The 12,245-nt window shown below is 40.2% G+C and carries 8 protein-coding genes and 1 pseudogene; 8 read left to right on the top strand and 1 reads right to left on the bottom strand.

Annotation, left to right across the window (positions count from 1 at the left end; all coding sequences use genetic code 11):
• Positions 1-235 precede the first annotated feature (235 nt).
• Both OQ5_RS0115950 and OQ5_RS0115945 read left to right on the top strand, forming a co-directional pair.
• Positions 236-1,261: a M28 family peptidase gene (locus OQ5_RS0115950; RefSeq protein ID WP_016778446.1), complete on the top strand. Its 1,026-nt coding sequence runs from the start codon at positions 236-238 to the stop codon at positions 1,259-1,261.
• 234 nt (positions 1,262-1,495) lie between these two features.
• Positions 1,496-2,146, top strand: coding sequence for a ribonuclease HII (locus tag OQ5_RS0115945; protein ID WP_016778445.1), 651 nt, complete (start codon positions 1,496-1,498; stop codon positions 2,144-2,146).
• 232 nt (positions 2,147-2,378) lie between these two features.
• On the opposite strand, the gene OQ5_RS0115940 is transcribed toward OQ5_RS0115945, so the two are convergent.
• Positions 2,379-2,867 carry an outer membrane beta-barrel protein gene (locus tag OQ5_RS0115940; protein WP_016778444.1) on the bottom strand — a complete coding sequence of 163 codons (489 nt, stop codon included), beginning with the start codon at positions 2,865-2,867 and terminating at the stop codon, positions 2,379-2,381.
• Between the two features lie 415 nt (positions 2,868-3,282).
• On the opposite strand from OQ5_RS0115940, the gene OQ5_RS0115930 reads away from it, so the two are divergent.
• The 6 genes and pseudogenes from OQ5_RS0115930 to OQ5_RS0115900 all read left to right on the top strand — a co-directional run bounded on the left by OQ5_RS0115930 (position 3,283) and on the right by OQ5_RS0115900 (position 11,918).
• Positions 3,283-4,005: an outer membrane beta-barrel protein gene (locus OQ5_RS0115930; protein WP_016778442.1), complete on the top strand. Its 723-nt coding sequence runs from the start codon at positions 3,283-3,285 to the stop codon at positions 4,003-4,005.
• A gap of 1,065 nt (positions 4,006-5,070) precedes the next feature.
• A complete protein-coding gene (locus OQ5_RS21365; RefSeq protein WP_016778440.1) occupies positions 5,071-5,316 on the top strand; it encodes a type II toxin-antitoxin system RelE/ParE family toxin in 246 nt (81 codons plus the stop codon).
• A 64-nt stretch (positions 5,317-5,380) separates the two neighbouring features.
• Entirely contained in the window at positions 5,381-5,677 is a 297-nt protein-coding gene (locus tag OQ5_RS0115915; RefSeq protein ID WP_016778439.1) for a helix-turn-helix domain-containing protein, read from the top strand.
• Between the two features lie 405 nt (positions 5,678-6,082).
• Positions 6,083-8,235: pseudogene (locus tag OQ5_RS25330) on the top strand (S46 family peptidase).
• A gap of 562 nt (positions 8,236-8,797) precedes the next feature.
• Positions 8,798-10,930, top strand: a complete 2,133-nt coding sequence (locus OQ5_RS0115905; protein WP_016778438.1) for a S46 family peptidase — start codon at positions 8,798-8,800, stop codon at positions 10,928-10,930.
• A 415-nt stretch (positions 10,931-11,345) separates the two neighbouring features.
• Entirely contained in the window at positions 11,346-11,918 is a 573-nt protein-coding gene (locus OQ5_RS0115900; RefSeq protein ID WP_016778437.1) for a MarC family protein, read from the top strand.
• Positions 11,919-12,245: the final 327 nt, after the last annotated feature.

Here is a 12,245-nt window from a genome sequence, read left to right as displayed (position 1 = left end):
TTAAAAGAGTATTTCAAATTATAAGTCCCCCTTGGGGGGATTAGGGGGCCTCTGTGTCTACTCTGTGAAACTCTGTGAAAACAAAAAAATAAATAAAACGGCACACTTGGCATGCTTGTTTCGTACAACCTTGATATACTGTATTTTAATAAACAAATCTCTGTAAACAAAAACAATTGGTTTGCAGGGTATTGCAAAAGTTTAACAGAGTATTGTTCAATAAAATTTGAATTAAATGCAAAAGGAAATCAACCGATTCATTAAAATTCCATTGGTATTATCAGTGGTTGCTTTGATATCCCTTGGTTCGGGATGTAACAACACAGGATCGAAGAAATCATCAGGAAAGGATGAAAAAACACTTCCCCAACTTCAGACCCCCGACTTCAATGCAGATTCGGCCTATCAATATGTACAGAAACAGGTTGAATTTGGTCCACGCGTGCCAAACACCCCGGAACACGAAGCTTGTGCCAACTGGCTCGAAGCGAAAATGAAAAGCATGGGTGCCGAAGTCATTGTACAGGAAGGTAAAGTAACGGCCTTTGACAACTCGGTCTTAAACATCAAAAACATCATTGCACAATTTCAGCCCGAAAAAAATGATCGCATCCTGCTATTTGCCCATTGGGACACGCGTCCGTTTGCCGATTATGACCCCGATCATGACAAGCGCAATCAGCCCATCGACGGAGCCAACGACGGCGGCAGCGGCGTAGGTGTATTGATGGAAATCGCACGTCACCTGAAAGACAACCCTGCACATGCGGGTATCGACATCATCTTTTTCGATGCTGAAGATTATGGCACCGCGCAACATCGTAATCTTCCATACAAGGAAGATACCTGGTGCCTGGGCAGCCAGTTCTGGGGCAAAAATCCGCATAAAAAAAACTATTATGCCCGTTATGGTATTCTGCTGGATATGGTTGGAGCCAAAGAGGCCAGGTTCTTTCAGGAGCGGCATTCAATGGATATTGCCCCCGGTCTGGTTGATCACATCTGGAATACAGCCGCAAAGATCGGATATGGCAATTTCTTCGTTTTCAGAAAAGGCGGATACATCACCGATGACCATTTATATGTGAACGAATATACAGGTATCCCTGCCATCGATATTATAGAATTTGACCCGGCAAGTAATACTTCTTTTGGTAAATACTGGCACACTCACGATGATAATATGGAAATCATTGACAGAAGTACGCTTAAAGCAGTAGGACAAACGGTTATGGAAGTGTTGTACAATAGTCCTTTCTAGCTCCCACAAAGGGAGGAGAAGGCCACCTCTGACTTCCCCCGGGGGATAAAGGTACTCTTTTGATTGAGAGTGAATAAAAAGGTTCATCCACCACTCTGTGTGACTCTGTATGCCCTCCGTTATGCTCTGTGAAACAATAAATTACACAACTCATCCCGATTTCTTCGGGAGAGCATCACAAATGACACAAAGAGTATCACAGGGTTAATAGACAGCCTCAGAAAAAACCCAAATATGACTGGCATAAGACAAAAAGTTTTAGCAGGCACCAAACAACCAAAAGTTCAGCAGAGATTGCTCCCGGCCGAAGGACCGTTAGCGGCTGGTTGCGACGAAGCCGGACGCGGCTGTCTGGCCGGTCCCGTAGTGGCTGCTGCCGTTATTTTACCCGAAGACTTTGACCATCCTTTACTCAACGATTCCAAACAACTTTCTGAAGAGAAACGGGACCTTCTTCGCAGCGTCATCGAAAAGGAATCCCTGGCCTGGGCCGTAGCAATGGTACACAACGAAGAGATCGACCGGATCAATATTCTCAATGCCTCCATCCGGGCAATGCATCTGGCTATCGGACAATTGAAACCACAACCACTGTCGTTACTTATCGACGGAAACCGGTTTCACCCTTACGGAAAAACGAAACACCAGTGTATTGTTAAAGGCGACAGCATCTATAAATGCATAGCGGCTGCCAGCGTGCTGGCCAAAACACATCGCGACGAGTACATGCTGAAGCAACATGAGAAATATCCCTTTTATGCCTGGAACAAAAATAAAGGTTACCCCACCAAAATGCACCGGCAGGGCATTGAAGAACACGGGGCCTCCCCGCTACACCGCCTGTCTTTTAAATTAACGGAACAGCAATTGAAATTGGTGTTCTAAACATAAAAAATGGCCATCTTTCGAAAGAAAGACAGCCATATTTCTATTCTAAAATATTCTTAAAAGCTCCTAAAAAGCGTAACTTACACCAAGCTGAAATCTAACGGTCTATTAAACTTGCCATTCATAATCAGTCATTTCTATTAATTTTTTGCTGCTAATCATTGGGAAGTGCAACAAAAAAGCCGACTCCAAAATCTGGTGTCGGCTCTTTAAATCATATTTAGAATTCCTAAAATAAAATACCGACTGATAAGGCAAGTTGCTCAAATGCTGTGTCGTATTTGAGTTCGCCGAAAAACTGGTTCATCGAAGCTCCAATACCAAGGTTTAAACCTATTTCACTGTCATCTGCATCCCATCCATCAAATTCTGCACCGTCATATTCCCATTTCCAGTGGCTGTAATTTAATCCCCCAAGAGCATATAACCGCGCATTATCTAAATCATGAAAATAATAATGGGCGTTGGCATTTAATTGCCATAAATTAAAATCACCTAAATCTCCTCCACTGGGAAGATAATAAGTAAAATCAGGTGATATGGTCCATTCTTCATTAATGGCATAGTCTCCTTTTAAAGTAATCCCAATACCAATTTTTTCGCCATCCTCGTCGACAGCTGCTTCAGTTCCGAAAGTTAATCCACCCCCTACTTTAAATTGAGCAGAAGTTGCTGTTAACATTAACATAGCTGCAATTACAATAAATAATTTCTTCATGACCCTTAATTTTAGTTAAAAAATTTAATAAAACCGACTATTCCTTTCGGCATATTTATGAATGCAAATTACGTGTTCGCAACATAAACTTCAAGTGTATTTAGGATAATTGCCTCTATTTAATGATAAACAACACACATTCATCGATTAATCTGTTCTTTTTTTAGACAAAATCTACAAAGTTCTGCCATTATGAATATTAAGAGCTCACAGTCTACCCCCCTGGTATCACAATTTTTTTCGCCAAGAGAAATTAAACATATTCATATCAGACACTACAACCGTGTTCCCGGAACAACTCAACATCCAGAAGAATAATCACACAACCCAAAAGATCATTTTACATTTCCAATACAAAAAATTGAATATTTTCATTAATTTAGGCATCAATAATTTAAACCCTAAAATTAATATCATGAAAAAGTTATTTTTTACCATTATCCTGGTAGCGTTGACAGTCAACGTATTATCGCAAAACAATTATCGCGATGTCGTTCATCTAAAGGACGGCAGCATCATTAAAGGAATCATAATTGAACAGATTCCAAACAAACAAATTAAAGTCGAAACATCGGACGGAAGCGTTTTCGTGTATGAAATGGATGAAATTGAGAAAATGTCAAAAGAGAAAATTTCAGAAAGCTCTGCTTCGTGGGGTAATAACAATCAGGACTTCTCTTCTCCGACTGCTAAAGGGAAAATGATAATGAGCGGCAGTTCTGACATATCATTTTCGTCAATGTCACCAGACGGAGGAGACAGTCAGACAGAATTCAAAATCCGGCCAACCGTTGGCACATTTGTGACCGATAATTTTGCCATCGGAATAATGCTCAATTATGAAGATTATGAAAACGGTTCTATGTTTTTATTAGGTCCTTTAATTCGGTACTACTTCGGAACATCCAACATTAAACCATACCTCCAGGCAGAATATGCCTTTGGAAATCAAAAATATGACGACTATAACGGAGAACAAAAAGTAGATATTGACTCTTATGCCTTTGGCGGCGGTGCTGCTTTCTTTTTAAACCAATATATATCTATTGATATTGGACTAGCTTATGCGAAAGCCAGTGCTGAAAATTATGATGCTGATGGCGTAGTAGTTAATGGCGGAATATCAGTTTATTTCTAAGTCTGAAAAGTCCCCCTGCTCGGCGAAGTCTGTGACTTCGTCGTTTAAACCTTTGTAGTTTTTAACTACCACAGAAAACATCGCGATAAAACTGGTCATATCTCCACCAAAAACAGTAAGATAAAAATCGGATGTTTTCTATCTTTAAAAATAAAATATTTATTCCATGGCTACCGGTTATCAAATCAAAGATCAGAATGGATTGTACTTCCTAACCTTTCAGAAGGTAGTCTGGAGACTACAGGAGTAAAACGGCGAAGTCACAGACTTCGCCGAGCGCGGGGGCTGGGGACTGGGTGCAGGATTTGCATTCTTCCTTAATAAAAACATCTCACTTGATTTAGGATTAGGCTATGCAAATATCTCCCGTGAGTATAAAGATTACGATATAGAACAAACTATAAAAGGATTTTCCTTACACGGTGGAGTTTCCGTCTATTTCTAAGGCTCATCCTGCAAATAATTACACAAATCCGTGATTCCTCTATGTAACTCTGTGGTGCCCTGCAATTCCCCCGTAAAACGCATACAAAAAGTGACACAGAACACCACAATGCAAACACAGAGTAACACACACTCTCTCCTGCCCCCCGCTTCCGAACGAGGGGCATTTTATTCGTCAACTCAAACTACAAACACTTTGCTCCCCCCGCTCGGCGAAGTCTGTGACTTCGTCGTTTAAACCTTTGTAGTTTTTAACTACCACAGAAAACATCGCGATAGAATTGGTCATATCTCCATCAAAAACAGTAAGATAAAAATCGGATGTCTTCTATCTTTAAAAATAAAATATTTATTCCATGGCTACCGGTTATCAAATCAAAGATCAGAATGGATTGTACTTCCTAACCTTTCAGAAGGTAGTCTGGAGACTACAGGAGTAAAACGACGAAGTCACAGACTTCGCCGAGCGGGGGAGTCCGGTTCATGGCCGGGCATAAATATGTAAACAGCACTGAACACTACCGGACGGACAATTTGGAAGATTTGCAGAAGGAATTGGAAAAATATCATCTACTTAAATAATGGAAAAAGAAACTAATTGGTTACATTTGTAGTATATTGATGAGAATACTTGAACCATACAAAGATTATTTTTGGGAGTTTTATAACCCACTCCCTCAAAAAGTTAAGGACAAAGTTGATTATGTTTTGCAAATTGTAATCTCTGTGCAAAGAATATCAACCAAGTTCTTTAAACATCTTGAAGATGGAATTTATGAAATCAGAATTGAAGTTGGGAGCAATATTTACCGGATATTTTCCTTTTTCGATGACAACAAACTGGTGATTTTACTGCATGGCTTTTAAAAGAAGACACAGAAAACACCACGAATAGAAATTGAACAGGCAAAAAAATTAAGGAGGATGTATTATGAAGACAAATCCGAAAACAATAAATGAGCTTTTAGACCAAAAGTATGGTAAAGAAGGAACAAAGAGCCGTGAAGACTTTAACCAAAAAGCAGAAGCTTACATGATTGCCGAACTGGTAAAAGAATCACGTAAGAAAGCCCATTTAACTCAAGAACAATTAGCCCAAAAGCTGAATGTAAAAAGAACTTATATCTCAAAGATAGAAAGAGCTTCAAGTGATATTAGAATTTCTACTTTACGAAAAATTATTGAAACCGGTTTGGGCGGAAAACTTCATGTGAGTGTAGATCTCTAAACCCTAAGCAGTTAAACCAACCACTACCCCCAGCTCGGCGAAGTCTGTGACTTCGTCGTTTAAACCTTTGTAGTTTTTAACTACCGCAGAAAACGTCGCGATAAAACTGGTCATATCTCCACCAAAAACAGTAAGATAAAAATCGGATGTTTTCTATCTTTAAAAATAAAGTATTTATTCCATGGCTACCGGTTATCAAATCAAAGATCAGAATGGATTGTACTTCCTAATCTTTCAGAAGGTAGTCTGGAGACTACAGGAGTAAAACGACGAAGTCACAGACTTCGCCGAGCGGGGGGATGGAAACAAATTGAACTTTGTACAGTTAATATTATCTTTACAAACTCTTAAAAGAGAAAAAACAACTCATATAATTCAGGAACATAAAAACAAAAAACACCAATGATGAAAAAAATGACCGCCCTTGCAGTGGCCATGATATTTGCTTTCTCAGGCTTATCGAAGGCCGATGAAGGCATGTGGGTACTGCCGTTGATCAAAAAACTGAACATTGAAAAAATGCAGTCGATGGGACTGCAACTTTCCGCAGAAGATATTTACAGTGTCAACCATTCAAGTCTGAAGGATGCTGTTGTCATCTTCGGTGGCGGATGTACCGGAGAACTCATCTCGGATAAAGGTCTCATACTGACCAACCACCACTGTGGTTACGGAACCATACAAGAGTTGAGCACCATGGAAAACAATTATCTCGAAGATGGTTTCTGGGCGCCAACCCTCGATGATGAAATTCCGGCACCGGGACTTTCCGTCACCTTTATGAAGCGGATGGAAGATGTAACCGGTAAAATAGAAGCAGGACTCACCGACGAAATGACTGAAGAAGAACGCCGGTCTGCTATCGACAGCATCTCCACACAAATTGCCGACAGCGTAAAAGGCGACTCACATTACCGGGTACTGGTACGCGATTTTTATGGCGGTAACCAATATTACATGATTGTTTACGAAGTGTTCAACGACGTTCGCTTTGTCGGTGCTCCTCCCTCATCAATCGGAAAATTCGGACACGATACCGACAACTGGATGTGGCCCCGGCATACAGGCGATTTCTCTCTCTTCAGGGTCTATGCCGATAAAGACGGAAAGCCCGCCGAATATTCTCCCGACAATGTGCCGTTAAAACCTGCGCATCACCTTCCCATATCACTCAAAGGATATAAAAAAGGCGATTTTGCCATGACCCTGGGATACCCCGGAAGCACTCAGCGTTATCTGACATCATGGGGCATTGACGAACGGATGAATATCTTCAATTTCTCGCTGATCAGGCCCAGGGGGGTAAAACAGGAAATATGGGAGAAGGCCATGAATTCAAGCGAAAAGATAAGACTTCAATATGCTTCGAAATATTCGCGCAGTTCCAACTACTGGAAAAACAGCATCGGGATGAACAGGGGATTGAAAAACCTGAATGTCATCGAAAAGAAACAGAAACTGGAAGAAAAGTTCAGTAACTGGGTAGACGAGTCTCCCGCGCGCCGTGAAAAATATGGTGACGTACTGTCCTCCCTTGAAGAAGCTTACAAGAACAGGGCGCCTTACTATCTTGCCCAGAATTTTGTACGAGAATGCATGCTGCGGGGTACCGAAATCATTGGTTTTTCACTTGCAGCACGGGAATTGGAACAGGCCCTCGAATCCGAAGATGAAGAGAAGATAAAGGAGGCAACCGAAAATACTGAAAAAAAATAGCCGAAGATTTTTACAAAGATTATCATGCACCAACCGACCAAAAGGTAATGAGTGCTCTTCTGGAACTCTATCATGAAGAGATAGACGCGGAATTCTACCCTTCTTTTTTCGAAGAGATAAAGACCGACAAAGAAGACGGCTTTGATGATTATGCCGATAAATTATTCAGAAAATCCATTTTTGTCAGCAAAGAAGAACTTCACGATTTCCTGGAAAACCCGAAACTAAAAAAACTGAAGAAAGATCCTGCATATTCGGCCGGAAAATCCACGATGGAGTTATATATGAAATTAATGGGGCAAACCCGCGAATCAAATCTTACCATTGATAAGAATCACCGTCTGTTTATTGCCGGATTAAAGGAGATGAATCCCGATAAAGTATATTACGACGATGCTAATTTTACAATGCGACTAAGTTATGGACAAGTGGGTGATTACGAGCCACGGGACGCCGTCATTTACAAGCATTATACAACACTCAAAGGGGTTATGGAAAAGGAAAAACCCGACGACTATGAGTTTTCTGTTCCCGAAAAGCTGAAGCAACTCTACCGTGATAAAGATTACGGTCGTTATGCCAACAAAGATGGCCGAATGTATGTCAATTTTACAACCGATAACGATATTACCGGCGGAAACAGCGGCAGTCCGGTTATCAATGGTGAAGGACACCTGTTCGGACTGGCTTTCGACGGAAACTGGGAAGCCATGAGCGGCGATATCGCCTTTGAACCGGAACTGCAAAAATGTATCAATGTCGATATCCGGTACGTGTTGTTCATTATCGATAAATATGCGGGCGCTCAAAACCTGATCGATGAGATGACGATTGTTGAATAATTAGTGTGTGTCTATAAAGTAGGAAAAGATTCCTGCTTATCATGTGTCTGTTCAGAAAGTTCCATTTGCAAGGCTTGCGAAGCCGCCAAAAACGGAGTTTACTTTTCGTAAATGAGTATTTTGGCGGCAAGCGTAACACAGCAAATGGTACTTTATGGACAGACACACATATTGTAAAAATATTTTTTGCAAGTTGATAGACCAATAGAACGTTAGATTTTTAGATATAAGTAATTTAGTCAATAGTTTTTAGTCAATAGTAATGTTTTTCAAGTACTGACATATTCAAAAAGCTATCAAATTAGCATAAATAACATGTTTTTAGAGGTTTGTGTATTTTGTCAGATAAATGATGTAAGATGATTTTTACAACCTTGATATACTGCATTTTAACAAACAAACCTTCATATGCAAACAATTGATTCACAGCCTATTGCAAAAATTTAACGGAGTATTTTAGACAAAACACTAAATAATCTTAAAAATATTTTACAAAATCGGGAAATACAATCATTCTGTTGTAGTTTCGCAACATTAAGAATTTGTTAAGTTATTGGTTGATATGTGGAAGCGGGCATTACTTCTGACGTTACTGAATACATTTTTTTTCATTACTCTCCTTGCCGACGAAGGCATGTGGTTGCCCTGGCATTTGCCTCAGTCCCAAATTGAAAAGATGCACGAGATGGGACTGGAATTACCGGAAGATGAAATTTTTAGTACCAGTGAAAACTCACTTAATTTCAGCATAGTTTCCCTTGACGATGGCAGCTGTACCGGAAGTTTTGTCAGCAACAAAGGCCTTTTGCTTACCAATCACCATTGTGCATACGGCGACATACAGCAACACAGCAGTGTAGACAACAACTTACTGAGCAATGGTTTCTGGGCACAATCTCCGGCATCAGAAATTCCTAATCCGGGAAAGACTGCAACCATACTGATTGATGCAAAAAATCTTACCCCTGTTTTCAATTCTGCACTGAAAAATGTCTCCGGCCTACCGGAAACAGAGTTTATTATCGATAGTATCTCAAAAGTTATACTCGACACGGTTTCTCTTGCTAAAGGACAAGATGCGGAAATAAAGGATTTTCTGTTTCAAAACCAATTCTTTCTCCTTACCACACAAACGTTCAGGGATGTTCGGCTGGTTGCCGCACCTCCTGAAGACATTGCACAGTTTGGCGGCGAAAGAGACAACTGGATGTGGCCACGACATTCGGCCGATTTTGCCTTTTACAGAGTTTACTGTTCTCCCGAAGGAGAGCCGGCCGACTACCATCCCGATAATGTGCCCTTCAAACCCAAAAGATTCCTTACTATATCGAAACAGGGGGTAGAAGAGGGTGATTTCACGATGACTCTCGGATATCCGGGTGAAACCAACAGATATATCACTGCTGCAGGCATGAAGGAATCCTATGATATTATAAATCCTGTTATTGCTGATGTCAGGAAAATAAAACAGGCTATCTGGAAAGAAAATATGAAGAACTCGAAGGTGGAAGGTATCCGGTATGCCGATAAATATGCCAATTCAGCCAATTTTCAGAAATACGCAAAAGGACAAAATGAGAGCATTAAAGAACTGGACCTGATTGATTCAAGAGAAGAACTGGAAAATAACCTTCAGAACCGCATCAACGATGACAAAAAATTCCGGGAAATTCTTACCTCTTCCAGAATACTGTACCTGATGCGTAAAAACCTCACAAAAACAACAATAGTTACCATCGAAAGCCTGATCAACGGGCCCGAAATCAGCTCACTCATTATCGAAGCCTTTAATTTGTATGGCTTGCTCAAAGAAGATCATATCCCGCAAACAATATTGACCAATGAACTCGAAAAACTTAAAAAAAGCGGTGACAATTTTTTTGAGGATTTTTCGGCTGCTATCGACAAAGAAGTCTTTGAAGAAATGCTGACTTATTATTTGCAAAACCTAAACGACAGCCTGAGGATAAGCGATGAAAAACTCTTTAAAAACGCGACAAACATCAGAGATTTAAGTGATAAAATCTATTCAGGGTCACTCTTTGCCGATTCGGAAAAATTTAAAGATTTCATTGCTGCTCCATCATCAGAAAAGCTTGTGTCAGACCCCGGCTTTGGTTTTTACTATGATCTTTTTCAGGAATTTGGTCCCGTATATGCCATGTATATCAGAATAGACGATCAAATAAATTATTCAATGCACCGGTATCTGAGCATATTAATGAAGAGCGATTCCATCGATGGGTTATATCCTGATGCCAACAGTACGCTGCGCCTTTCGTTCGGAAAAATCGTCCCTTATTCCCCTGAAGATGGTATTACTTATGCTTCTTTTTCGACCTTCCGGGGAATGAAGGAGAAAATTAATTCAGGAAAAACCGCCTACCAGACGAAAACAGATGTGCAATTATTATTTGATTCAGATGACAACGCGTATGGTAAAAATCTTCCATTATGCTTTATTTCGGACAACGACATTTCAGGTGGTAACAGCGGAAGTCCGGTTCTTAACAACCGGGGAGAAATAGTAGGACTGGCTTTTGACGGTAATTGGGAGGGAATGGCCTCCGATATCTCATATTCTTCTGATCTTCAAAGATGTATCAGTGTAGACATCCGTTACATCCTGTTTTTGATTGATAAATTCGCGGGGGAACATTATTTGTCGGAAGAATTGAAAATTACAGCCGGCTAAAGAGGAATGAATGCAATGACGCAAAGTTGTTCTTCTGAGAGATGTTATAACCATATAACCATCTGACCGCCTTCCGGGTCATATTACCCTGCCTGAAGGATACGAAGCCTCAAAGGCTCTTATGTTTATAGCAAATTTATCAGATTAAATGCGACTTCAAAAGTGCCGTACATTTAAGGAGTAAGGCACAAGATTATTATACACATCAATAGATTTTTAACCTGATTGTATTTATCAGTACAAAATTAGTCTGAATTATATTGGTCTGATGGAATTCGTTCCTGCCTTCCCCGTTTTATCGGGGAATAATCAAGACTCATTTCAAAAGCCACCTGAACCCTGATTTTTTACATGGCTGTAGCCGGGAAAATATTTCTACATTTGCACCCTACAGTTAATCTAAATTTTCCCGGTTATGGAACTCAATTTTCTGGAAATCGTTTCCGCTTTTATTGTACTCTTTGCCGTTATAGACATACTTGGCTCCATTCCTATTATTGTCGATTTAAGGAACAAAGGAAATAAGATCAATGCAACTCAGGCATCTCTGGTTTCATTTTCGATTCTTATCGTCTTTCTCTTTGTGGGAAAAGCCCTACTCGGTTTATTCGGAGTAGACATCTCATCTTTTGCCATTGCCGGGTCGTTTGTATTGTTCATGATCGCTATAGAGATGATACTCGGGGTCACCATTTTCAAACATGATTCACCTTCGGGTGCGTCACTTGTTCCTATTGCTTTTCCACTCATTGCCGGAGCCGGGTCGTTTACCACCTTGCTTTCTTTACGCGCAGAATATGAGACCATCAACATTATTATTGCGCTATTTCTGAATATCGCTTTTGTTTATATAGTACTCAGGCTTACCAATCAGGTAGAAAGAATTATCGGTCAGGCCGGAATATATGTTTTAAAGAAATTCTTTGGCATTATTCTGATGGCCATGTCAATTAAACTCTTTTTAAATAATGTTTCAAACCTGGTTTAGTCAGAATACCGGCATAGGAGCAACACAATATTTACCATACCGTTAATTAGCCTGCTTTATTCATAAGTTTTCGTCATGAGATGTTCAACATATCAAAAAACGCAAGCAATCGCAGACAAATTTGATGCAGGAAATAGTGAACTATTTTCAACTCAAATTTGATGAGGACGCTTGTGTTTTGCCGATAGTTGAGCATCGTAATAGATAATTTATGAATAATGCAGGTTAGTGCGTGTCTATAAACTCGCAAAAAATTTTTACAAAATGTGTGTCTGTTCAGAAAGTGCCAGTTGCAAGGCTTGCGAAGCCGCCAAAAACGGAGTTTAC

Source organism: Anaerophaga thermohalophila str. Valhall (assembly GCF_000250735.1).
In the GTDB taxonomy this organism is placed as follows: domain Bacteria; phylum Bacteroidota; class Bacteroidia; order Bacteroidales; family Marinilabiliaceae; genus Anaerophaga; species Anaerophaga thermohalophila_A.
The sequence above is the reverse complement of the archived record's forward strand: the minus strand, read 5'-3'. Positions and strand labels throughout refer to the sequence as shown.

Coding starts and splice junctions, on each gene's coding strand:
- OQ5_RS0115950 (WP_016778446.1), top strand. CDS start 236: ATGCAAAAGGAAATCAACCGATTCATTAAAATTCCATTGGTATTATCA.
- OQ5_RS0115945 (WP_016778445.1), top strand. CDS start 1,496: ATGACTGGCATAAGACAAAAAGTTTTAGCAGGCACCAAACAACCAAAA.
- OQ5_RS0115940 (WP_016778444.1), bottom strand. CDS start 2,867: ATGAAGAAATTATTTATTGTAATTGCAGCTATGTTAATGTTAACAGCA.
- OQ5_RS0115930 (WP_016778442.1), top strand. CDS start 3,283: ATGAAAAAGTTATTTTTTACCATTATCCTGGTAGCGTTGACAGTCAAC.
- OQ5_RS21365 (WP_016778440.1), top strand. CDS start 5,071: ATGAGAATACTTGAACCATACAAAGATTATTTTTGGGAGTTTTATAAC.
- OQ5_RS0115915 (WP_016778439.1), top strand. CDS start 5,381: ATGAAGACAAATCCGAAAACAATAAATGAGCTTTTAGACCAAAAGTAT.
- OQ5_RS0115905 (WP_016778438.1), top strand. CDS start 8,798: ATGTGGAAGCGGGCATTACTTCTGACGTTACTGAATACATTTTTTTTC.
- OQ5_RS0115900 (WP_016778437.1), top strand. CDS start 11,346: ATGGAACTCAATTTTCTGGAAATCGTTTCCGCTTTTATTGTACTCTTT.